Origin of the sequence: Cytobacillus sp. T106, from assembly GCF_040492155.1 — a bacterium.
In the GTDB taxonomy this organism is placed as follows: Bacteria; Bacillota; Bacilli; order Bacillales; family Cytobacillaceae; genus Bacillus_AB; species Bacillus_AB infantis.
Map to the genome: position 1 here is coordinate 20,297 of NZ_JBEUMK010000020.1, position 22,810 is coordinate 43,106.

28 protein-coding genes and 1 other annotated feature (1 of these 29 only partly in view) are annotated in these 22,810 nt (G+C 45.7%); all 28 genes read left to right on the top strand.

Features of this window, described 5'->3' with window-relative positions; genetic code table 11:
- Positions 1-37, top strand: a sequence feature (ribosomal protein L10 leader region) (it extends 101 nt beyond the left edge of the window).
- A gap of 32 nt (positions 38-69) precedes the next feature.
- Complete coding sequence (rplJ, locus tag ABU165_RS22610; RefSeq protein WP_022543216.1) at positions 70-570, top strand: 50S ribosomal protein L10; 501 nt, start codon at positions 70-72, stop codon at positions 568-570.
- Between the two features lie 51 nt (positions 571-621).
- On the top strand, positions 622-987 hold the full coding sequence (rplL, locus tag ABU165_RS22615) for a 50S ribosomal protein L7/L12 (RefSeq protein ID WP_022543217.1): 366 nt from the start codon (positions 622-624) through the stop codon (positions 985-987).
- 121 nt (positions 988-1,108) lie between these two features.
- The gene (locus tag ABU165_RS22620; protein ID WP_318061023.1) at positions 1,109-1,711 is read left to right on the top strand and encodes a class I SAM-dependent methyltransferase; all 603 of its coding nucleotides are present in this window, start codon (positions 1,109-1,111) and stop codon (positions 1,709-1,711) included.
- Between the two features lie 301 nt (positions 1,712-2,012).
- Entirely contained in the window at positions 2,013-5,573 is a 3,561-nt protein-coding gene (gene rpoB / locus ABU165_RS22625) for a DNA-directed RNA polymerase subunit beta (RefSeq protein WP_035401163.1), read from the top strand.
- 111 nt (positions 5,574-5,684) lie between these two features.
- Positions 5,685-9,284, top strand: a complete 3,600-nt coding sequence (gene rpoC, locus ABU165_RS22630; RefSeq protein ID WP_009791336.1) for a DNA-directed RNA polymerase subunit beta' — start codon at positions 5,685-5,687, stop codon at positions 9,282-9,284.
- Between the two features lie 200 nt (positions 9,285-9,484).
- Complete coding sequence (locus ABU165_RS22635) at positions 9,485-9,733, top strand: 50S ribosomal protein L7ae-like protein (protein WP_022543219.1); 249 nt, start codon at positions 9,485-9,487, stop codon at positions 9,731-9,733.
- A gap of 102 nt (positions 9,734-9,835) precedes the next feature.
- Positions 9,836-10,258, top strand: a complete 423-nt coding sequence (gene rpsL, locus ABU165_RS22640; protein ID WP_009791334.1) for a 30S ribosomal protein S12 — start codon at positions 9,836-9,838, stop codon at positions 10,256-10,258.
- 47 nt (positions 10,259-10,305) lie between these two features.
- Positions 10,306-10,776 carry a 30S ribosomal protein S7 gene (rpsG, locus tag ABU165_RS22645; RefSeq protein ID WP_009791333.1) on the top strand — a complete coding sequence of 157 codons (471 nt, stop codon included), beginning with the start codon at positions 10,306-10,308 and terminating at the stop codon, positions 10,774-10,776.
- Between the two features lie 51 nt (positions 10,777-10,827).
- Complete coding sequence (fusA, locus tag ABU165_RS22650; protein ID WP_248139099.1) at positions 10,828-12,906, top strand: elongation factor G; 2,079 nt, start codon at positions 10,828-10,830, stop codon at positions 12,904-12,906.
- A gap of 118 nt (positions 12,907-13,024) precedes the next feature.
- On the top strand, positions 13,025-14,212 hold the full coding sequence (gene tuf, locus ABU165_RS22655; RefSeq protein ID WP_009791331.1) for an elongation factor Tu: 1,188 nt from the start codon (positions 13,025-13,027) through the stop codon (positions 14,210-14,212).
- A 636-nt stretch (positions 14,213-14,848) separates the two neighbouring features.
- On the top strand, positions 14,849-15,157 hold the full coding sequence (rpsJ, locus tag ABU165_RS22660) for a 30S ribosomal protein S10 (RefSeq protein WP_009791329.1): 309 nt from the start codon (positions 14,849-14,851) through the stop codon (positions 15,155-15,157).
- 36 nt (positions 15,158-15,193) lie between these two features.
- The gene (rplC, locus tag ABU165_RS22665) at positions 15,194-15,820 is read left to right on the top strand and encodes a 50S ribosomal protein L3 (RefSeq protein WP_009791328.1); all 627 of its coding nucleotides are present in this window, start codon (positions 15,194-15,196) and stop codon (positions 15,818-15,820) included.
- Positions 15,821-15,848: 28 nt separating this feature from the next.
- Positions 15,849-16,472: a 50S ribosomal protein L4 gene (gene rplD / locus ABU165_RS22670; RefSeq protein ID WP_009791327.1), complete on the top strand. Its 624-nt coding sequence runs from the start codon at positions 15,849-15,851 to the stop codon at positions 16,470-16,472.
- Positions 16,472-16,756 (top strand): 50S ribosomal protein L23, encoded by a 285-nt coding sequence (gene rplW, locus ABU165_RS22675; protein WP_009791326.1) that lies wholly within the window; start codon positions 16,472-16,474, stop codon positions 16,754-16,756. Before rplD ends, rplW begins: the two co-directional genes overlap by 1 nt.
- Positions 16,757-16,786: 30 nt before the next feature.
- Positions 16,787-17,617 carry a 50S ribosomal protein L2 gene (gene rplB / locus ABU165_RS22680; protein WP_009791325.1) on the top strand — a complete coding sequence of 277 codons (831 nt, stop codon included), beginning with the start codon at positions 16,787-16,789 and terminating at the stop codon, positions 17,615-17,617.
- Positions 17,618-17,677: 60 nt separating this feature from the next.
- Positions 17,678-17,956 (top strand): 30S ribosomal protein S19, encoded by a 279-nt coding sequence (gene rpsS / locus ABU165_RS22685; RefSeq protein ID WP_009791324.1) that lies wholly within the window; start codon positions 17,678-17,680, stop codon positions 17,954-17,956.
- Positions 17,957-17,974: 18 nt separating this feature from the next.
- Entirely contained in the window at positions 17,975-18,316 is a 342-nt protein-coding gene (gene rplV, locus ABU165_RS22690; RefSeq protein WP_009791323.1) for a 50S ribosomal protein L22, read from the top strand.
- Positions 18,317-18,319: 3 nt separating this feature from the next.
- Positions 18,320-18,976 carry a 30S ribosomal protein S3 gene (rpsC, locus tag ABU165_RS22695; protein ID WP_009791322.1) on the top strand — a complete coding sequence of 219 codons (657 nt, stop codon included), beginning with the start codon at positions 18,320-18,322 and terminating at the stop codon, positions 18,974-18,976.
- A 1-nt stretch (position 18,977) separates the two neighbouring features.
- Complete coding sequence (rplP, locus tag ABU165_RS22700) at positions 18,978-19,412, top strand: 50S ribosomal protein L16 (RefSeq protein WP_009791321.1); 435 nt, start codon at positions 18,978-18,980, stop codon at positions 19,410-19,412.
- Positions 19,402-19,605: a 50S ribosomal protein L29 gene (rpmC, locus tag ABU165_RS22705; RefSeq protein ID WP_003351417.1), complete on the top strand. Its 204-nt coding sequence runs from the start codon at positions 19,402-19,404 to the stop codon at positions 19,603-19,605. The genes rplP and rpmC overlap by 11 nt, the downstream gene beginning before the upstream one ends.
- Positions 19,606-19,624: 19 nt before the next feature.
- Positions 19,625-19,888 carry a 30S ribosomal protein S17 gene (gene rpsQ, locus ABU165_RS22710; protein WP_009791320.1) on the top strand — a complete coding sequence of 88 codons (264 nt, stop codon included), beginning with the start codon at positions 19,625-19,627 and terminating at the stop codon, positions 19,886-19,888.
- Positions 19,889-19,928: 40 nt separating this feature from the next.
- Positions 19,929-20,297 (top strand): 50S ribosomal protein L14, encoded by a 369-nt coding sequence (gene rplN / locus ABU165_RS22715; RefSeq protein ID WP_009791319.1) that lies wholly within the window; start codon positions 19,929-19,931, stop codon positions 20,295-20,297.
- Positions 20,298-20,330: 33 nt separating this feature from the next.
- Entirely contained in the window at positions 20,331-20,642 is a 312-nt protein-coding gene (gene rplX, locus ABU165_RS22720) for a 50S ribosomal protein L24 (protein ID WP_009791318.1), read from the top strand.
- A 25-nt stretch (positions 20,643-20,667) separates the two neighbouring features.
- Positions 20,668-21,207, top strand: coding sequence for a 50S ribosomal protein L5 (rplE, locus tag ABU165_RS22725; protein ID WP_009791317.1), 540 nt, complete (start codon positions 20,668-20,670; stop codon positions 21,205-21,207).
- A gap of 25 nt (positions 21,208-21,232) precedes the next feature.
- The gene (locus ABU165_RS22730) at positions 21,233-21,418 is read left to right on the top strand and encodes a type Z 30S ribosomal protein S14 (RefSeq protein ID WP_009791316.1); all 186 of its coding nucleotides are present in this window, start codon (positions 21,233-21,235) and stop codon (positions 21,416-21,418) included.
- 30 nt (positions 21,419-21,448) lie between these two features.
- Positions 21,449-21,847 (top strand): 30S ribosomal protein S8, encoded by a 399-nt coding sequence (rpsH, locus tag ABU165_RS22735; RefSeq protein WP_009791315.1) that lies wholly within the window; start codon positions 21,449-21,451, stop codon positions 21,845-21,847.
- A gap of 30 nt (positions 21,848-21,877) precedes the next feature.
- On the top strand, positions 21,878-22,414 hold the full coding sequence (gene rplF / locus ABU165_RS22740; protein ID WP_009791314.1) for a 50S ribosomal protein L6: 537 nt from the start codon (positions 21,878-21,880) through the stop codon (positions 22,412-22,414).
- A gap of 32 nt (positions 22,415-22,446) precedes the next feature.
- A complete protein-coding gene (gene rplR, locus ABU165_RS22745; protein WP_009791313.1) occupies positions 22,447-22,809 on the top strand; it encodes a 50S ribosomal protein L18 in 363 nt (120 codons plus the stop codon).
- The last annotated feature ends 1 nt before the right edge of the window (position 22,810 follow it).

A 22,810-nucleotide genomic window follows, 5' to 3' on the forward strand; every position in this document is an offset into this window, starting at 1 on the left:
CCATGTCTGCAAGATGTGGAGGTTTTTCTTTGGACGGTATAAATGAAAAAATCTACAGGAGGTGTAAGGATGAGCAGCGCTATTGAACAAAAGAAATTGATCGTTGACGAGATTGCCGATAAATTCAAAGCAAGCAAATCAACGGTTGTAGTTGACTACCGCGGACTGACTGTTGCTGAAGTAACTGAACTTCGTAAGCAGCTTCGTGATGCGGGAATCGAGTTCAAGGTTTACAAAAACAGCATGGCTCGCCGTGCTGCAGAAGCTTCTGAGCTTTCTGGCTTGAACGAAGCACTGACAGGTCCAAATGCGATTGCATTCAGTAATGAAGATGTAGTTGCACCTGCGAAAATCCTAAACGATTTCGCTAAAAAACATGAGGCTCTTGAAATCAAGGCTGGTGTAATCGAAGGCAACATCGCTTCTGTTGAGGATGTTAAAGCTCTTGCTGAACTTCCATCACGCGAAGGCTTGCTGTCTATGCTACTCAGCGTACTTCAAGCACCTATCCGCAATCTTGCTCTTGCTGCAAAAGCTGTTGCAGATCAAAAAGAAGAACAAGGCGCGTAAGCTAGTCTTTTTATAAAAAAATCAAACCAATCATAAGGAGGAAATTTTATCATGACTAAAGAACAAATCATTGAAGCAGTCAAAAGCATGACTGTTCTAGAACTTAACGACCTAGTAAAAGCAATCGAAGAAGAGTTTGGCGTAACTGCTGCAGCTCCTGTAGCTGTAATGGGTGGCGCTGCTGGCGGAGATGCTGCAGCTGAGAAAACTGAATTTGACGTTGTTCTTGCATCTGCAGGCGACCAAAAAATCAAAGTTATCAAAGTTGTTCGTGAAATCACAGGTCTTGGTCTTAAAGAAGCAAAAGAACTTGTTGACAACACTCCTAAGCCTGTTAAAGAAGGCGCTTCTAAAGAAGAAGCTGAAGAAATCAAAGCTAAGCTTGAAGAAGTTGGAGCTGGCGTTGAAGTTAAGTAATGCCAACTTTGAAAAGCCCGCTGCCTAGCGGGCTTTTTGCTTTTTTCTTTTGTATGATTTATAATTCGTCCGAACAGGATGCATGATCCTCAATGTGTTTCCTCAGGTTGGAGGTGATTCTATGACCGAACATTATTATTCCCGCACATCAAAAACGGAAAGTGACCCTGCCTATTGGGATTTTTCCCTAAGAGGGCATTCCTTCCGATTTAAAACCGATAATGGTGTATTTTCAAAAAAAGAAGTGGACTTCGGTTCAAGGCTTCTTGTTAAAGCGTTCAAACTGCCGGAGCTGGAAGGAAATATTCTGGATGTTGGCTGCGGCTACGGTCCGATCGGCTTGTCCATCGCCAAAAGCTTTCCGGAAAGGACGGTCCACATGGTTGATGTGAATCTCCGGGCAATCGAACTGGCAAAGGAAAATGCAGCTGGGAATTCAGTCAGCAATGCTGCCATCTATGAAAGTGACCGGTTAACCGGTGTTGGAGGGGGCAAGTTTGCGGCTATCCTGACAAATCCGCCAATCCGTGCCGGAAAACAGGTTGTCCATGACATTTTTGAACAAAGCTTTGAGCACTTGCTGACGGGCGGAGAGCTCTGGGTTGTCATCCAGAAAAAGCAGGGTGCCCCTTCAGCGATCGAGAAACTTGACTCGCTTTTTTCAGACGTGGAAACCGTAGAGAAGAAAAAAGGCTACTTTATTTTAAAAGCGAAAAAAAGTTGACTTGACTTTTTCTCTATGATAGTATTGTAAAATGCCAACATAATACTTTCCGATTTATTTGCTATTTTGCAGTCGTTCTGTATAAATTTGGCTATAATGGGAAAGCTAATAAAATAATAGTCGAAATGTGAAAATGTGGTTTTTGAGTTGAAAACCCTTTTTCTTTTTGTCTTATGAAAAGTAAAAGCTGTCTGCGCCCGAGGGGGATTGGCAATGCCGGTTTGTATCAATGCCGGTTTCTCTTTTGGACAGGGTGCTTGCGCTTTTCGATAAATAACGCTTGATTTGAGGGGTGAATCAGTTGACAGGTCAACTAGTTCAGTATGGACGACACCGCCAACGTAGAAGTTACGCACGAATCAGTGAAGTTTTGGATTTGCCTAATTTAATTGAAATCCAAACCTCTTCTTATCAATGGTTTCTTGATGAGGGTCTTCGTGAAATGTTCCAGGACATTTCGCCAATTGAAGACTTTACTGGTAACTTATCGCTTGAATTTATTGATTACAGCCTTGGCGATCCAAAGTATTCCGTTGAGGAATCGAAAGAACGAGATGTTACATATTCAGCACCTTTGCGTGTTAAAGTGCGTCTTGTAAACAAAGAAACAGGCGAAGTTAAAGACCAGGATGTCTTTATGGGTGACTTCCCGCTTATGACAGAAACAGGTACGTTTGTGATCAATGGAGCAGAACGCGTCATCGTTTCTCAGTTAGTACGTTCACCGAGTGTATACTATAGCGGAAAGCTGGATAAAAACGGGAAAAGAGGCTTCTCTGCTACTGTTATCCCGAACCGCGGCGCCTGGCTTGAATATGAAACAGATGCCAAGGATGTCGTATACGTTAGAATAGATCGTACTCGGAAACTGCCCGTTACGGTTCTTTTGCGTGCACTTGGGTTCGGCTCTGATCAAGAAATCATTGATTTGATCGGAGACAATGAATATATCCGCAATACGCTTGAAAAAGACAACACAGAAAGTACAGATAAAGCCCTTCTGGAAATCTATGAGCGTCTTCGTCCGGGCGAGCCGCCGACTGTAGAAAATGCAAAAAGCCTGCTCGTTTCCAGATTCTTTGATCCAAAACGCTATGATTTAGCGAATGTTGGACGCTACAAGATCAATAAGAAGCTTCATATTAAAAATAGACTGTTCAATCAGCGCCTTGCTGAGACTCTGGTTGATCCTGAAACAGGCGAAATCATCGCTGAGAAAGGGACTATGCTGGACCGCCGAAACCTGGACCGCATCATCCCTAATCTTGAGAACAATATCGGCTTCAGGACAGCAGCTCCTTCAGGAGGAGTGGTGGAGGACGAGGTCCTTCTTCAATCCATCAAGGTGTATGCCCCTAATGAAGACGGAGAAAAAGAGATCAATATCATCGGCAATGCCTATGTCGAGGAAGCGGTCAAGAATATCGCGCCTTCTGATATCATTGCGTCCATTGGCTATTTCTTCAACCTTCTTCATGGAGTCGGCGATACCGATGATATCGACCACCTGGGGAACAGACGTCTTCGTTCAGTAGGCGAACTGCTCCAGAACCAGTTCCGAATCGGACTTTCCAGGATGGAACGTGTTGTCCGCGAGAGGATGTCCATCCAGGATACAAATACAATTACACCGCAGCAGCTGATCAACATCAGGCCTGTGATCGCTTCTATCAAAGAGTTCTTTGGCAGCTCACAGCTTTCACAGTTCATGGACCAGACAAACCCGCTTGCCGAGCTGACGCATAAGCGCCGTCTATCTGCATTGGGGCCTGGCGGTCTGACTCGTGAGCGCGCCGGCTTTGAAGTCCGTGACGTTCACTATTCACACTACGGCCGCATGTGTCCGATTGAAACGCCGGAAGGACCGAATATTGGTCTGATCAACTCTCTGTCATCCTTTGCGAAGGTAAACCGCTTCGGATTCATCGAAACGCCATACCGCCGCATCAACCCTGAGACCGGCAGAGTGACAGACCAGATCGATTACCTGACAGCTGATGAAGAAGATAACTATGTTGTTGCACAGGCGAATGCGCGTCTTGGCGATGACGGTACTTTCCTTGACGATGAAGTCGTTGCGCGTTTCCGCGGGGAAAATACAGTTGTGCCGAAAGACCGCGTCGACTATATGGATGTTTCTCCTAAACAGGTAGTATCAGCTGCAACAGCTTGTATTCCTTTCCTTGAAAACGATGACTCCAACCGTGCCCTCATGGGAGCGAACATGCAGCGTCAGGCTGTGCCATTGCTGCAGCCTGAAGCACCTCGTGTAGGTACAGGAATGGAGTATGTTTCCGGAAAAGACTCCGGTGCGGCTGTCATCTGCAAGCACGAAGGAATCGTCGAGCATGTTGAAGCTCGTGAAGTATGGGTGCGCCGCATTTCCGAGGTCAATGGCCAGGAAGTCAAAGGCGACCTTGATAAATACAGGATGCTGAAATTCATCCGTTCCAACCAGGGAACATGCTATAACCAGCGTCCGATTGTTGCTGTCGGGAACCGTGTGACAAAAGGCGAGATCCTTGCCGACGGCCCTTCCATGGAGCTTGGCGAGCTTGCGCTTGGCCGCAATGTGCTTGTTGCCTTCATGACTTGGGACGGCTATAACTATGAAGATGCGATCATCATGAGCGAACGCCTTGTAAAAGACGACGTTTATACATCCATCCACATTGAAGAATATGAATCAGAATCAAGAGATACAAAGCTAGGGCCTGAAGAAATCACCCGCGACATCCCGAATGTCGGTGAAGATGCACTCCGCAATCTTGATGAGCGCGGAATCATCCGTACGGGTGCTGAAGTAAAGGATGGCGACCTGCTTGTCGGTAAGGTTACTCCTAAGGGTGTAACAGAGCTGACAGCAGAAGAACGCCTCCTGCATGCCATCTTTGGCGAGAAAGCCCGTGAAGTGCGTGATACTTCCCTTCGTGTTCCTCACGGAGGAGGCGGAATCGTGCTTGATGTCAAAGTCTTCAACCGTGAAGACGGAGATGAGCTGCCGCCAGGCGTGAACCAGCTTGTACGTGTTTATATCGTTCAGAAGCGTAAAATCTCCGAGGGAGATAAAATGGCAGGACGCCACGGAAATAAAGGGGTTATCTCCCGGATCCTTCCGGAAGAAGATATGCCTTACCTTCCAGATGGCACACCAGTCGACATCATGTTGAATCCGCTAGGGGTTCCTTCCCGTATGAACATCGGGCAGGTGCTTGAGCTTCACCTCGGCATGGCTGCGAGAGCGCTGGGCATTCACGTTGCTTCACCGGTATTTGATGGAGCGCGCGAGGAAGATGTCTGGTCAACAATTGAAGAAGCCGGCATGGCCCGTGATGCGAAGACAGTCCTGTACGACGGCCGTTCGGGAGAACCGTTCGACAACCGTGTATCTGTCGGCGTCATGTACATGATCAAACTGGCCCACATGGTTGATGATAAGCTCCATGCCCGTTCAACCGGCCCTTACTCACTTGTTACGCAGCAGCCTCTTGGCGGTAAAGCCCAGTTCGGCGGACAGCGTTTCGGGGAGATGGAGGTTTGGGCGCTTGAAGCTTACGGTGCCGCCTATACATTGCAGGAAATCCTGACAGTTAAATCAGATGACGTAGTCGGACGTGTGAAAACGTACGAAGCGATTGTCAAAGGCGAGAATGTACCTGAGCCGGGAGTGCCGGAGTCCTTCCGCGTATTGATGAAAGAGCTTCAGAGCTTGGGTATGGATGTTAAGATCCTGTCAGGCGATGAGAAAGAAATTGAAATGCGCGACCTTGAGGACGATGATGATGTACAGCAGGCTGAATCGCTGACCATCGCGCCGGATACAGAGGAAGCAAACACTGAAAAAGTAGCTAGCAAAGAATAAATAGAATAACTATATAAATTTGACTGCCGCTCCGCCTAAGGCGGAGGGCGGCATATTATTGCCGGATTAGCAATAAGGGTATAACCCGAGATTGAAAGGGAGGTAGGCCCCTTGCTGGATGTAAACAATTTTGAGTATATGAAGATCGGTCTTGCTTCACCTGATAAGATCCGTTCCTGGTCTTTTGGTGAAGTCAAAAAACCTGAAACAATAAACTATCGTACATTAAAGCCTGAAAAAGACGGCTTATTCTGCGAGCGTATTTTCGGACCTCAGAAAGACTGGGAATGCCATTGCGGAAAATACAAAAGGGTGCGCTATAAAGGCGTAGTCTGCGACCGATGCGGAGTGGAAGTCACCCGCGCGAAGGTTCGCCGCGAAAGAATGGGCCATATCGAGCTTGCTGCTCCTGTATCGCATATCTGGTATTTCAAAGGCATCCCGAGCCGCATGGGCCTTGTTCTGGATATGTCACCGCGTGCGCTTGAAGAAGTCATTTACTTTGCTTCATATGTAGTAACTGATTCCGGCGATACAGCACTAGAGAAAAAACAGCTTCTGTCTGAGAAGGAATACCGTGCTTACCGTGAGAAGTACGGCAATAAGTTCCAGGCATCCATGGGTGCAGAATCCATCAAGAAGCTGCTTTCTGATATCGATCTGAACAAAGAAGTAGACGCGCTTAAAGAAGAACTGACAACTGCCCAGGGCCAGCGCCGCACACGCGCCATCAAGCGCCTTGAGGTACTTGAAGCTTTCCGTGGATCTGGAAATGAACCATCATGGATGATCCTGGACGTGCTTCCTGTCATCCCTCCTGAGCTTCGTCCAATGGTTCAGCTTGACGGAGGAAGATTCGCGACGTCTGACCTGAACGACCTGTACCGCCGTGTCATCAACCGGAACAACCGTCTGAAGCGCTTGCTGGACCTCGGTGCTCCAAGCATCATCGTCCAGAACGAAAAGCGCATGCTCCAGGAAGCTGTAGACGCCCTGATTGACAATGGCCGCCGCGGACGTCCTGTCACAGGCCCGGGGAACAGGCCGCTTAAATCTCTTTCACACATGCTGAAAGGGAAGCAGGGCCGTTTCCGTCAGAACCTGCTTGGTAAGCGTGTTGACTACTCCGGACGTTCTGTTATCGTAGTAGGTCCTAACCTGAAAATGTACCAGTGCGGTCTGCCGAAGGAAATGGCGCTTGAGCTGTTCAAGCCTTTCGTCATGAAGGAATTGGTGGAAAAAGGACTGGCTCACAATATCAAATCAGCAAAGCGCAAAATTGAAAGAGTCCAGCCTGAGGTATGGGATGTGCTTGAAGAGGTAATCAAAGAGCACCCAGTTCTGCTGAACCGTGCACCTACTCTTCACAGGCTCGGAATCCAGGCCTTTGAACCAACATTGGTTGAAGGGCGCGCAATCCGTCTCCATCCGCTTGTATGTACAGCATACAATGCCGACTTTGACGGTGACCAAATGGCAGTCCACGTACCGCTGTCATCTGAAGCACAGGCAGAAGCACGCCTTCTAATGCTTGCGGCTCAGAACATCCTGAACCCTAAGGATGGAAAACCTGTTGTTACACCTTCCCAGGATATGGTGCTTGGTAACTATTACCTGACTATGGAAAGAGAAGGGGCAGTAGGAGAAGGAATGGTCTTCAACGATACAAGCGAAGCACTGCTTGCTTATCAGAACGGCTATGTCCACCTTCATACCCGTGTAGCAGTGAATGCAGGTACACTGAACAATGAAACATTCACAGAGGAACAAAGGAAAAAGCTTCTGATCACGACTGTCGGAAAGCTCGTATTCAACGAAATCCTGCCGACTTCATTCCCGTATATCAATGAGCCGACTAAGACGAATCTTGAAGAAGAAACGCCTGCCCGCTACTTTGTAGAACGGGGAACGGATGTAAAAGAAGCTATTAAAAATATGCCGCTTGTTGATCCTTTCAAGAAGAAAATCCTTGGAAACATCATTGCGGAAGTGTTCAAACGCTTTAAGATCACTGAAACATCCAAAATGCTTGACCGCATGAAGGATCTCGGTTTCAGACATTCCACTAAAGCCGGCATCACAGTCGGTGTGGCAGATATCGTCGTTCTTAAAGAAAAGCAGGAAATCATTCAGGAAGCCCAAGGCAAGGTTGATAATGTCCTTAAACAATTCAGGCGCGGTCTCATCACTGAGGACGAACGCTATGATCGTGTCATTTCCATCTGGAGTGCTGCGAAGGACACTATCCAGGCCAAGCTGATGAAGTCCCTGGATAAATCCAACCCGATCTTTATGATGAGTGACTCCGGTGCCCGTGGTAACGCATCTAACTTTACACAGTTAGCCGGTATGCGCGGACTCATGGCCAACCCGGCCGGCCGGATCATCGAACTTCCGATCAAGTCCAGCTTCCGTGAAGGACTGACAGTACTTGAGTACTTCATCTCCACACACGGAGCGCGTAAAGGATTGGCGGATACAGCCCTTAAGACGGCTGACTCCGGCTATCTGACCCGACGCCTTGTTGACGTTGCGCAGGATGTCATTGTACGTGATGATGATTGCGGAACAGACAGAGGACTGCAGATCAGCGCGCTGAAGGATGGCACAGAAGTTATCGAAGCACTGGATGAGCGCCTCATTGGCCGCTATGCACGCAGAGATATCAAGCATCCTGAAACAAACGCAGTAATCGTAAAAGAAAATGATCTTATTACAGAAGATCTGGCTGTTGAAATCGTGGAAGCAGGCATTGAGACTGTATGGATCCGTTCCGCCTTTACCTGCAACACGCGCCATGGCGTATGTAAGAAATGCTACGGGCGCAACCTGGCAACAGGCCAGGAGGTTGAAGTGGGCGAAGCTGTCGGAATCATCGCAGCCCAATCCATCGGTGAGCCTGGAACACAGCTTACAATGCGTACTTTCCATACAGGAGGCGTAGCAGGAGACGATATTACACAAGGTCTTCCGCGTATCCAGGAAATTTTCGAAGCACGTAACCCTAAAGGGCAGGCTGTCATTTCAGAGCTTGAAGGTGTTGTCGTGGGCATCAATGAAGGCCGTGACCGCCAGCATGAAATTGTGGTGCAGGGCGAGGTTGAATCCCGCACATATACTGCTCCATATACAGCACGCCTGAAAGTGGCTGTTGATGACAGGGTAGACCGCGGACAGGAATTGACCGAAGGTTCTATTGACCCTAAAGAATTGATTAAAGTAAGAGATGTAAATGCTGTACAGGAGTATCTGCTTCGCGAGGTGCAGAAGGTATACCGTATGCAGGGTGTTGAAATCGGCGATAAGCATATCGAGGTAATGGTCCGCCAGATGCTTCGCAAGGTGCGTGTCATCGATGCAGGGGAAACAGAAGTGCTGCCTGGCTCGCTTCTTGATATCCACCAGTTCACAGATGCCAATGAAAAGGCTCTGTTAAACGGCAAAATGCCTGCGACCGGCCGTCCTGTACTGCTCGGTATCACCAAGGCTTCACTTGAGACGGATTCCTTCCTGTCAGCTGCTTCCTTCCAGGAAACAACAAGGGTACTTACAGATGCTGCCATCAAAGGCAAGCGAGATGAATTGCTCGGGCTTAAAGAGAATGTCATCATCGGTAAACTGGTCCCTGCCGGAACTGGAATGCAGCGCTACCGCAGGGCAGAACCTTTCACTGCGGAAGAAGCATCCGAAGAAACAGTTACAGTGGAATAATGGAAATGCGGTGCCTGCCGAAAAGGAGGCACCGCATTTTATAGTAATAGCAAAACAGGAGGACGCACAGGTTCATAGATAGACTAAATGGAAATATGCATGAATCTAAAAAAATATTTGCCGTGATGTTGACAATATTCTTGTGCGATGGTACTATAGCAAAGGTGCTCCTATTTACCGGATACTTTGGAGGATATATCATGTCTTATGATAAAGTATTGCAGGCAAGAAATATTATAGTAGGAACAAAGCAAACAGTAAAAGCTCTGAAATCAGGAACAATCAGCGAAGTGCTGATCGCAGAAGATGCAGACCATAGAGCTGTTGAAAAAGTGATCAATGCGGCGCTTGAATATAAAGTTCCGGTCACCCGGGCCGGCTCGATGAAATCATTGGGAAAGGCCTGCGGAATCGACGTAGGTGCGGCAGCTGTTGCAATATCTATTTAAAAACTGTTTTTGTAGATGAAGATCTGCAAGGACTTTGTTTTTGCAACAAAATGAACCACCTGGATGTGTGGGCTTACACAAAAGACGAAGGGAGGAAAAATCATGCCTACAATTAACCAATTAGTGCGCAAGCCTCGTAAGACAAAAGAGGAAAAGTCAAAATCACCTGCGCTTAACAAAGGTTACAACAGCTTCAAAAAAGCACAAACTAACGTATCATCTCCACAGAAACGCGGTGTATGTACTCGTGTTGGTACAATGACTCCGAAGAAACCAAACTCAGCGTTGCGTAAATATGCTCGTGTACGCTTGACTAACGGAATCGAGGTTACTGCCTACATTCCTGGTATCGGACACAACCTTCAAGAGCACAGCGTAGTATTAATCCGCGGCGGACGAGTAAAGGACTTACCAGGGGTACGTTACCACATCGTGCGCGGCGCGCTTGACACTGCCGGTGTTAACAACCGTATGCAAGGCCGTTCTAAATACGGTACTAAGCGTCCTAAAGCAGCTAAAAAATAATGATTGACCACAAATAATATTCAGTTTTTTCGAAAGGAGGAAATTACATGCCACGTAAAGGTCCTGTAGCAAAAAGAGACGTATTACCAGATCCGATTTACAATTCAAAGCTAGTTAGCCGTCTTATCAACAAAATGATGGTTGATGGCAAGAGAGGTAAATCTCAAGCTATTCTTTATTCAGCATTTGATATCATCAGCGAGCGCAGCGGAAAAGAGCCAATGGAAGTGTTCGATCAAGCACTTAAGAACATCATGCCGGTTCTTGAAGTAAGAGCGCGCCGTGTAGGTGGTGCAAACTATCAAGTACCAGTTGAGGTGCGCCCAGACCGCCGTACGACTCTTGGTCTTCGCTGGTTGGTTAACTATTCTCGTCTTCGCGGTGAGAAAACAATGGAAGAGCGTTTGGCTAACGAAATCCTTGACGCTGCCAACAACACAGGTTCATCTGTGAAGAAGCGTGAAGATACTCATAAAATGGCTGAAGCTAACAAAGCATTCGCTCACTACCGCTGGTAGGATTGAACCCACAAACAAACTATTACATTTACTAGGAAGGAGAAAGACCCAATGGCAAGAGAGTTCTCCTTGGATAATACTCGTAATATCGGCATCATGGCCCACATCGATGCCGGTAAAACAACTACGACTGAGCGCGTACTTTACTACACTGGCCGTATCCACAAAATCGGTGAAACACATGAAGGTGCTTCACAGATGGACTGGATGGAACAGGAGCAGGAACGCGGTATCACAATCACTTCTGCAGCAACAACTGCACAGTGGAAGGGCCACCGTGTAAACATCATCGATACACCAGGACACGTAGACTTCACAGTTGAAGTTGAGCGTTCACTTCGTGTACTTGATGGTGCAGTAGCAGTCCTTGATGCACAATCAGGGGTTGAGCCTCAGACTGAAACAGTTTGGCGCCAGGCTACTACTTACGGTGTACCACGTGTGGTATTCGTAAACAAAATGGATAAGCTGGGTGCAGATTTCCTTTACTCACTCGGTACACTCCACGATCGTCTGCAAGCCAATGCAGCAGCTATCCAGCTGCCAATCGGTGCTGAAGACCAGTTCGAAGGAATCATCGACCTGATCGAGATGAAAGCGACTTTCTACGGCAACGACCTTGGAACAGACATCGAAGACCGTGAAATCCCTGAGGAATACAAGGCGCAAGCTGAAGAATACCGTGAAAAGCTGATTGAAGCGGTAGCAGAGCTTGATGAAGAATTAATGGAGAAATACCTTGGCGGTGAAGAAATCACTAACGACGAGCTGAAAGCAGCTATTCGTAAAGGTACTGTAAACGTTGAATTCTATCCTGTAATCTGTGGGTCAGCGTTCAAAAACAAAGGTGTTCAGAAAATGCTTGATGCAGTAATCGACTATCTTCCGTCTCCACTGGACGTACCTGCAATCAAAGGTACTCTTCCGGATTCTGAAGAAGAAGTTACTCGTCCTTCAAGTGACGAAGAGCCATTCTCAGCTCTTGCATTTAAAGTTATGACTGACCCTTATGTCGGTAAGCTTACATTCTTCCGTGTATACTCTGGTACATTGAGCTCAGGTTCATACGTACAGAACTCTACTAAAGGCAAGCGTGAGCGTGTAGGACGTATCCTGCAGATGCACGCCAACTCCCGTGAAGAGATCTCTCAAGTATACGCAGGGGACATTGCTGCTGCCGTAGGTCTTAAGGATACTACTACAGGTGACACTCTCTGTGATGAGAAGAACCTTGTAATCCTTGAGTCCATGGAATTCCCTGAGCCGGTTATCCAATTGTCCATCGAGCCTAAGTCAAAGGCTGACCAGGACAAAATGACAACTGCTCTTCAAAAGCTTCAGGAAGAAGATCCTACATTCCGTGCGCATACTGACCAGGAAACTGGACAGGTTATCATCGCGGGTATGGGTGAACTTCACCTTGATATCCTTGTTGACCGTATGAAACGTGAATTTAAAGTGGAAGCAAACGTTGGTGCGCCTCAGGTTGCATACCGTGAAACTTTCCGTGCTTCAGCTAAGGTTGAAGGTAAATTCGCACGCCAATCTGGTGGACGCGGACAATTCGGACACGTTTGGATTGAATTCTCTCCAAACGAAGAAGGTAAAGGCTTTGAATTTGAAAACGGCATCGTCGGCGGTGTTGTTCCACGTGAATACATCCCGGCTGTTCAAGCTGGACTGGAAGATTCCCTTGACAGAGGTGTTCTTGCTGGATATCCGCTAGTTGATATTAAAGCAAGACTGTTCGATGGATCTTACCATGATGTCGATTCATCAGAAATGGCGTTTAAAATTGCCGCTTCAATGGCACTGAAAAACGCTGCTTCTAAATGTAGCCCTGTTATCCTTGAGCCAGTCATGAGGATAGAAGTTATCATTCCAGAAGAATATCTGGGAGATATCATGGGTAACGTCACTTCCCGTCGTGGACGTGTAGAAGGTATGGATGCCCGCGGCAATGCTCAAGTTGTCCGTGCTATGGTTCCGCTGTCTGAAATGTTCGGATATGCAACTTCCCTGCGTTCAAGCACACAAGGCCGTGGAGTATTCTCCATGCACTTTGACCACTATGAAGAAGTACCGAAGTCGATTTCTGAAGAAATCATCAAAAAAAATAAAGGTGAATAATTGATTTTACCTTTATAATCAAGTATAACTACTATTGTAGAACCAAGCTGCTGATCGGCTTGCCTGTCAGCAGCTCTAAAAATACTTAACTTTTTAAAATTAAAGGAGGATTTTCCTAATGGGTAAAGCTAAATTCGACCGTTCAAAACCCCACGTTAATATTGGTACAATTGGTCACGTTGACCACGGAAAAACAACTCTAACAGCTGCTATCACTACAGTTCTTGCTAAGTCTGGCGGAGCTGAAGCACGCGCTTACGATCAAATCGACGGTGCTCCAGAAGAAAGAGAGCGTGGAATCACAATCTCTACTGCACACGTTGAGTACGAAACTCCTAACCGTCACTATGCGCACGTTGACTGCCCAGGACACGCTGACTATGTTAAAAACATGATCACTGGTGCTGCTCAAATGGACGGCGGTATCCTAGTAGTATCTGCTTCTGACGGCCCAATGCCACAAACTCGTGAGCACATCCTTCTTTCTCGTCAAGTAGGTGTACCTTACCTTGTTGTATTCATGAACAAGTGTGACATGGTTGACGACGAAGAGCTTCTTGAACTAGTAGAAATGGAAATCCGTGACCTTCTTTCTGAGTATGAGTTCCCTGGTGATGACATTCCTGTAATCAAAGGTTCTGCTCTTAAAGCTCTTGAAGGTGACGCTGCTTGGGAAGAGAAAATCAACGAGCTTATGGCTGCAGTTGACGAGTACATCCCAACTCCAACACGTGACACTGACAAGCCATTCATGATGCCTGTTGAGGATGTATTCTCAATCACTGGCCGTGGTACTGTTGCTACAGGACGTGTTGAGCGTGGACAAGTTAAAGTCGGTGACGTAATCGAAATCATCGGTCTTACTGAAGAGCCAAAATCAACAACTGTAACAGGTGTTGAAATGTTCCGTAAGCTTCTTGATTTTGCAGAAGCTGGAGACAACATCGGTGCCCTTCTTCGTGGTGTAGCACGTGAAGACATCCAGCGTGGTCAAGTTTTGGCTAAGCCAGGCTCAATCACTCCACACGTAAAATTCAAAGCTGAAGTTTACGTTCTATCTAAAGAAGAAGGTGGACGTCACACTCCATTCTTCACTAACTACCGCCCTCAGTTCTACTTCCGTACAACTGATGTAACTGGTATCTGCAACCTTCCTGAAGGTGTAGAAATGGTTATGCCTGGCGACAACATCGAAATGACTGTTGAGCTTATCGCTCCAATCGCTATCGAAGAAGGTACTAAGTTCTCTATCCGTGAGGGTGGACGTACTGTAGGCGCTGGCGTTGTTGCTACAATCACTGAGTAATCTCTGATTGATATATAAAGAAGCAGATGGATCAATTCCATCTGCTTCTTTTTTGCTTTTATCTCCGAACTAACCTTAGGTCTTTCATACATGAGGGTTGCTTTCAACCTGCCGTGAGTGGAAGCTGGCTCCAGAAGAAAATAGATAAAATCTTGCGTTTCAAGCTTGAATTTTTGTTCCGTAACAATTCCAGGGGGTAATCGTTTACTTATCGGAATGCTGGATGGTGATGCCCTTGGTGTCTGCCCATGCAAAACTGCTCTATAGTATAGAAGAAACAGGTTGCGCTGCTTAAGAAGAGAGAGGAAACAGTAACGGGTCCAGCATGAGTGACAGCAGGCTTTTTTAGTTTCAATATATAAATATACATCAGGCACAGTGAATTGTTAGACTTCTTCCAATCCCCTTGAAAACCTGCGATATACCCGCTATAATAGTAAAAGTGTGCGAAACATAAAAGAATATAACATTTCATGTTGCAATTCTTAAATGGTTTCTGTATAATAGACAATGTTGGTCTTTGACTGCGATGAAGTGAAAGGTTGCTGACACACCCGGCCGCTTTGCCATGGCGAGTGTGTGGGAAATTTTCACGGAGAATGTCTATATCAATATAGGCGAAAAGGAGGGAAAATAATGGCAAAACAAAAAATTCGTATCCGTTTAAAAGCGTATGATCACAGGATCCTTGATCAGTCTGCTGAAAAGATTGTTGAAACTGCAAAGCGTTCTGGTGCGGCTGTGTCCGGCCCGATCCCATTGCCGACTGAAAAGTCAATTTACACAATCCTGCGTGCGGTCCATAAGTACAAAGATTCACGTGAGCAGTTCGAAATGCGTACGCATAAGCGTCTGATCGACATCATCAACCCAACTCCACAAACAGTTGATTCACTGATGCGCTTAGACCTGCCATCAGGTGTAGATATCGAAATCAAATTATAATGAAATAAATTATTAAATTCTCAGGAGGTGTGACTAATGACCAAAGGAATCTTAGGAAGAAAGATCGGTATGACTCAAGTATTTGCTGAAAATGGCGACCTTATCCCGGTAACTGTTGTAGAAGCTACAGGAAACGTTGTTCTTCAAGTGAAATCTGTCGACACTGACGGATATGAAGCGATCCAGCTTGGCTTTGAAGATAAGCGCGAAAAGCTTTCCAACAAACCTGAACAAGGACATGTCGCGAAAGCTGATACTGCTCCTAAGCGCTTCGTTCGCGAATTCCGCGGAGTTGACTTAGCAGCATATGAAGTTGGTCAAGAAGTCAAAGTAGATATTTTCGCAGAAGGCGATACTGTTGATGTAACAGGAATCTCTAAAGGTAAAGGTTTCCAAGGCTCTATCAAGCGCCACGGACAATCACGCGGACCTATGTCACACGGTTCACGCTACCACCGTCGCCCTGGTTCAATGGGACCTGTAGCTCCTAACCGTGTATTCAAAGGTAAAGCATTGCCAGGACGCATGGGCGGAGACCAGATCACTGTTCAAAACCTGGAAATCGTTAAAATTGATGCAGAACGCAACCTGCTTCTGATCAAAGGAAACGTACCTGGAGCGAAGAAAGCTCTTCTAAAAATCAAAACTGCGGTTAAAGCATAATTAATCCAGTCAGAAAGGAGGAAATAGAATGCCTAAAGTAGCATTGTTAAACCAAGCTGGTTCACAAGTTGGAGAAATCGAACTAAATGAAACCATCTTCGGTATTGAGCCTAACAACCACGTACTATTCGAAGCTGTTGTAATGCAAAGAGCTTCTTTACGTCAAGGAACTCATAAAACTAAAATTCGTTCTGAAGTAGCCGGCGGCGGACGCAAGCCATGGCGCCAAAAAGGAACTGGACGCGCTCGTCAAGGTTCCATCCGTTCACCACAATGGCGCGGAGGCGGTACAGTATTCGGTCCTACTCCACGCAGCTACAGCTATAAGCTGCCTAAAAAGGTACGCCGTTTAGCAATCAAATCTGCACTATCTTCTAAAGTGGCAGAAGAAAACATTCTAGTATTAGAAAACCTTGCTTTAGAAACTCCTAAAACAAAAGACTTCAAGGGTGTCCTTACTGGACTGTCTGTTGATAAGAAAGCTCTTATCGTAACAGCTGATCTTGATGAGAACGTAGCATTGTCTGCGCGCAATATCCCTGGAGTGACTGTTGTAACTGCAACAGGCGTCAATGTTTTGGATGTTCTAAGCCATGATAAGCTTATCATGACTAAAGCAGCGGTTGAAAAAGTAGAGGAGGTGCTTGCATAATGGATGCACGCGATATCATTAAGCGCCCCGTTATCACTGAACGTTCTACTGACCTGATGGCTGACAAAAAGTATACTTTTGAAGTTGATGTTAGAGCTAACAAAACTCAAGTTAAAGATTCTATCGAAGAAATCTTTGGCGTAAAAGTTGAGAAAGTAAACATCATGAACTACAAAGGTAAGTTCAAGCGCATGGGTAAATTCGGCGGCTATACAAACAAACGCCGTAAAGCTATCGTAAAACTAACTGCAGACAGCAAAGAAATCGAATTCTTTGAAGTCTAATAACCATAACTAGAAGAGGAGGGAAACGAAATGGCGATTAAAAAGTATAAACCTACCTCCAACGGTCGTCGCGGCATGACTACTTCTGACTTTGCTGAGATCACTACAGACAAACCGGAAAAGTCACTATTAGCTCCTTTAAAGCGTAAAGGCGGCCGTAACAACCAAGGTAAGTTAACAGTTCGTCACCAAGGCGGCGGACACAAACGTCAATATCGTATCATTGATTTCAAACGTGATAAAGATGGCATTCCAGGACGCGTTGCTACGATCGAATATGATCCAAACCGTTCAGCCAACATCGCACTAATCAACTACGTGGATGGAGAAAAGCGTTACATCCTTGCTCCTAAGAACCTTTCAGTGGGCACTGAAGTAATGTCTGGACCTGAAGCTGACATCAAAGTGGGTAACGCACTTCCACTTGCAAATATTCCAGTGGGTACTGTTATCCACAACATCGAACTGAAACCTGGCAAAGGCGGACAGCTTGTACGTTCAGCAGGTACTTCTGCTCAAGTATTGGGTAAAGAAGGCAAATATGTTCTTGTTCGTTTAAACTCTGGTGAAGTTCGCATGATCCTTGCTACTTGCCGCGCTACAGTAGGTCAAGTGGGCAACGAGCAGCACGAACTGATCAACATCGGTAAAGCCGGTCGTTCACGCTGGTTAGGCAAGCGCCCAACTGTCCGTGGTTCTGTAATGAACCCGAATGATCACCCGCACGGTGGTGGTGAAGGTCGCGCTCCTATCGGACGTAAATCACCAATGTCTCCTTGGGGCAAACCAACTCTTGGTGCCAAAACACGCAAGAAGAAGAGCAAATCCGACAAGTTTATCGTACGTCGTCGTAAAAAATAACGGGATTGAGCTACGGTTCCACAAGAGAACCGTAGAACGATCACGAAGGGAGGTTCAATCATGGGTCGCAGCTTAAAAAAAGGACCTTTTGTTGATGAGCATTTAATGACAAAGATCGAAAAGTTAAATGAAAACGAAGGCAAGCAAGTGGTAAAGACTTGGTCACGCCGTTCTACGATCTTCCCGCAATTCATTGGTCACACTATCGCAGTTTATGATGGTCGTAAACATGTACCTGTATATGTGACAGAAGACATGGTAGGGCACAAGCTTGGAGAATTCGCTCCATCTCGTACTTACAAAGGCCATGGCAATGATGATAAGAAAACAAGACGTTAATGAGAGGAGGGCATCCTGATGCAAGCTAAAGCTGTTGCAAGAACAGTTCGTATTGCTCCTCGTAAAGCTCGTTTAGTCGTAGATTTAATTCGAGGTAAGCAAGTAGGTGAAGCGGTGGCTATCTTAAACCATACGCCAAAAGCAGCTTCTCCTGTCGTTGAAAAATTATTGAAATCCGCATTGGCAAATGCTGAGCATAACTACGAAATGGACGTAAACAATTTAGTAGTATCTCAAGTATTCGTTGACGAGGGACCAACTTTGAAGCGTTTCCGTCCGCGTGCTATGGGCCGTGCAAGTGCAATCAACAAACGTACTAGTCATATTACTATCGTTTTATCAGAAAAGAAGGAGGGATAATCAGTGGGTCAAAAAGTAAATCCAGTCGGTTTGCGAATCGGTGTCATCCGTGATTGGGAGTCAAAATGGTTCGCAGGTAAAGACTATGCTGAACTTTTACACGAAGACCTTAAAGTGCGTGAGTACATTACGAAGCGTTTAAGCGATGCATCACTTTCTAAAGTTGAGATCGAGCGTGCAGCTAACCGTTTAAACATCACTATCCACACTGCTAAGCCTGGTATGGTTATCGGTAAAGGCGGTTCTGAAGTTGAAGCTCTTCGTAAAGCTCTTAACTCACTTACTGGCAAACGTGTTCACATCAACATTCTTGAAATCAAAAAAGCAGACATCGACGCGAAATTAGTTGCGGAAAACATTGCTCGTCAATTGGAAAACCGCGTATCTTTCCGTCGTGCTCAAAAGCAAGTTATCCAACGTGCAATGCGCGCTGGCGCTAAAGGTATCAAAACAATGGTATCTGGCCGTCTTGGCGGTGCTGATATCGCTCGTTCTGAATCTTACAGCGAAGGTACTGTTCCACTTCATACACTTCGTGCTGATATCGACTATGCTACTGCAGAAGCAGACACAACATACGGTAAATTAGGCGTTAAAGTATGGATCTATCGTGGAGAGGTGCTTCCTACAAAGAAGAAAACTGAGGAAGGAGGCAAATAATATGTTATTGCCAAAACGCGTTAAGTATCGCCGTGTACACCGCGGAAAAATGCGTGGACAATCAAAAGGCGGTACTGAAGTGAACTTCGGTGAATTTGGCCTTCAAGCTCTTGAGGCTTCTTGGATCACTAACCGTCAGATTGAATCTGCCCGTATCGCGATGACTCGTTACATGAAACGTGGCGGTAAAGTATGGATCAACATCTTCCCTCACAAGCCTTACACTGCAAAGCCTCTAGAAGTCCGAATGGGTTCTGGTAAAGGTGCTCCTGAAGGATGGGTAGCAGTAGTTAAGCCAGGGAAAATCATGTTTGAAATTGCCGGCGTATCTGAAGAGGTAGCTCGTGAAGCATTACGTCTTGCATCACACAAACTTCCTGTAAAGTGCAAGTTTGTAAAACGAGAAGAAATTGGTGGTGAATCAAATGAAAGCTAATGAAATTCGTGACCTTACCACTGCTGAAATAGAACAAAAAGTAAAATCTTTAAAAGAAGAGCTATTCAACCTGCGCTTTCAATTGGCGACTGGACAACTTGAAAATACAGCTCGCATTCGTGAAGTACGCAAAGCGATTGCTCGCATGAAAACTGTTATTCGTGAGAGAGAGATCGGCGTTAACAATCGATAATTGATAGGAGGTTCGCACAATGAGTGAACGTAACCAACGCAAGGTTTACACTGGACGCGTTGTTTCCGACAAGATGGACAAAACAGTCACTGTTCTTGTAGAAACATACAAAAAGCACACGCTCTATGGTAAGCGCGTTAAGTACTCTAAAAAGTTTAAAGCTCATGACGAGCAAAACGAAGCAAAAATTGGCGATGTGGTTCGTATTATGGAAACTCGTCCACTTTCTGCGACTAAACGCTTCCGTCTTGTAGAAGTAGTAGAAAAAGCAGTTATAATCTAATGGTTCGGAATAAGCTTCATCCCGAAGGGAGGTTACACGCATGATTCAACAAGAATCACGTTTGAAAGTTGCTGACAACTCAGGTGCTCGTGAAGTACTGACAATTAAAGTCCTTGGTGGCTCTGGCCGCAAAACAGCTAATATCGGTGATGTTATCGTTTGTACTGTAAAACAAGCAACACCAGGTGGCGTTGTTAAAAAAGGTGACGTCGTTAAAGCAGTTATCGTTAGAACTAAGCGCGGTGTCCGCCGTGATGACGGTACTTACATCCGTTTTGATGAAAACGCATGTGTAATTATCCGTGACGATAAGGGTCCACGCGGAACTCGTATCTTTGGCCCAGTTGCACGTGAATTGCGCGACAGCAACTTTATGAAAATCGTATCACTAGCTCCAGAAGTACTATAATTCAAACAAATTGCCTTTAAGGAGGTGCGACAGATGCATGTAAAAAAAGGTGACAAAGTCATGGTCATTTCTGGTAAGGATAAAGGCAAATCAGGTGTGATCCTTGCTGCTTTCCCAAAACAAAGCCGTGTGCTTGTTGAAGGTGTGAACGTAGTAAAGAAGCACTCTAAGCCATCCCAAGTGAATCCGCAAGGCGGAATCATCAGCCAAGAAGCACCTATTCATGTATCAAACGTGATGCCAATCGATCCTAAGTCAGGTAACCCGACACGTGTTGGTTACAAAGAGGTTGATGGCAAGAAAGTTCGCGTTGCGAAAAAATCCGGTGAAGTTCTAGATAAATAAGTAATTGAAGAAGGGAGGTACAAGAATGAACCGCCTAAAAGAGAAGTTTTCAAATGAAATTACACCTGCTCTTATGAGCAAGTTTAACTACGAATCAATCATGCAAGTACCAAAGCTTGAAAAAATCGTTATCAACATGGGTGTCGGCGATGCTGTTGCAAACGCAAAGTCGCTTGACAATGCTGTTGAAGAGCTTGCGGTTATCAGCGGCCAAAAGCCGGTTGTAACCCGTGCTAAAAAATCAATCGCTGGGTTCCGTCTTCGTGAAGGCATGCCTATCGGTGCTAAAGTTACTCTGCGCGGAGAGCGCATGTACGAGTTTTTTGATAAATTAGTATCTGTATCTCTTCCACGTGTACGTGACTTCCGCGGGATCTCAAAGAAATCCTTTGACGGCCGTGGCAACTACACTCTTGGTGTGAAAGAACAGTTAATCTTCCCTGAGATTGATTACGATAAAGTAAGCAAAGTTCGTGGTATGGATATCGTTATCGTTACTACAGCTAACACAGATGAAGAAGCTCGTGAACTTTTAACTCAATTTGGAATGCCATTCCAAAAGTAATCGCTAAATAGAGGGAGGCGACAACGTGGCTAAAAAGTCAATGATTGCGAAACAAAAACGCACGCCTAAATATCCGGTACAAGAATACACTCGCTGCGAACGCTGCGGGCGTCCACATTCCGTATACCGTAAATTTAAGCTTTGCCGTATCTGTTTCCGTGAATTAGCATACAAAGGACAAATTCCTGGTGTGAAAAAAGCTAGCTGGTAAAACCCAAAGTCTGGGAAGGAGGTAAAAACAATGGTCATGACAGATCCAATTGCAGATTTGCTTACACGCATCCGTAATGCGAATATGGTACGTCACGAAAAATTAGAGGTTCCTGCTTCTAATATCAAGAAAGAAATCGCTGAAATCCTTAAGCGTGAAGGTTTCGTTCGTGATGTAGAGTTTATCGAAGACAATAAACAAGGCATCATCCGCATTTTCCTTAAATACGGTGCAAACAACGAGCGCGTTATCACTGGTCTTAAGCGCATCAGTAAGCCTGGTCTTCGTGTATATGCAAAATCAAACGAAGTTCCTCGCGTGTTAAACGGGTTAGGAATCGCATTAGTATCTACTTCTCAAGGAGTTCTTACAGATAAAGAAGCCCGCGCTAAGCAAACTGGCGGAGAAGTATTAGCATACGTTTGGTAATAGAGTTTCTCAAGAATGGAGGTGCAATAAATGTCTCGCGTAGGTAAAAAACCAATTGAAATTCCAAGTGGAGTTACAATCACTGTAGATAATAACAATGTGACAGTTAAAGGCCCTAAAGGCGAATTGACTCGTTCATTCAGCCCTGATATGGCAATCAGCGTGGAAGAGAACATCATTAATGTTTCCCGTCCATCAGAAGCGAAAGAGCACCGCGCACTGCACGGAACTACTCGCGCCCTGATCGCAAACATGGTTGAAGGTGTTTCTAAAGGATTTGAAAGAGGCCTTGAGCTTATCGGTGTCGGTTACCGTGCTCAAAAGCAGGGGAAAAACCTGATCCTGAACGTTGGCTACTCTCACCCTGTTGAAATCGTTCCTGAAGAAGGAATCGAAATCGAAGTGCCTTCTAACACGAAGGTTATCGTAAAAGGCACAAGCAAAGAACGTGTTGGTGCACTTGCTGCTAACATTCGTGACGTTCGTCCTCCAGAGCCTTACAAAGGTAAAGGTATCCGCTACGAAGGCGAATATGTGCGTCGTAAAGAAGGTAAAACAGGTAAGTAATGCCGCATAGGCAAACGAAAGGAGTGACCTAAATGATTACGAAGGCTGATAAAAATCAAGTCCGCAAAAAAAGACATGCCCGCGTGCGTGCTAAACTTAGCGGTACTGAAGCTCGTCCTCGTTTAAACGTGTTCCGCTCTAACAAGCATATCTATGCTCAGCTGATCGATGATGTGAACAAAGTGACTGTTGCAAGTGCTTCAACACTTGATAAAGAAGTTGAACTTACTGCTACAGGAAACACAGATGCTGCTGTTAAGGTTGGAGAACTAGTTGCTAAGCGCGCTGTTGAAAAAGGTGTTAAAGCTGTTGTTTTTGACCGCGGAGGCTACCTGTATCACGGACGTGTTAAAGCATTAGCAGATGCTGCTCGTGAAAACGGCTTAGAATTTTAAT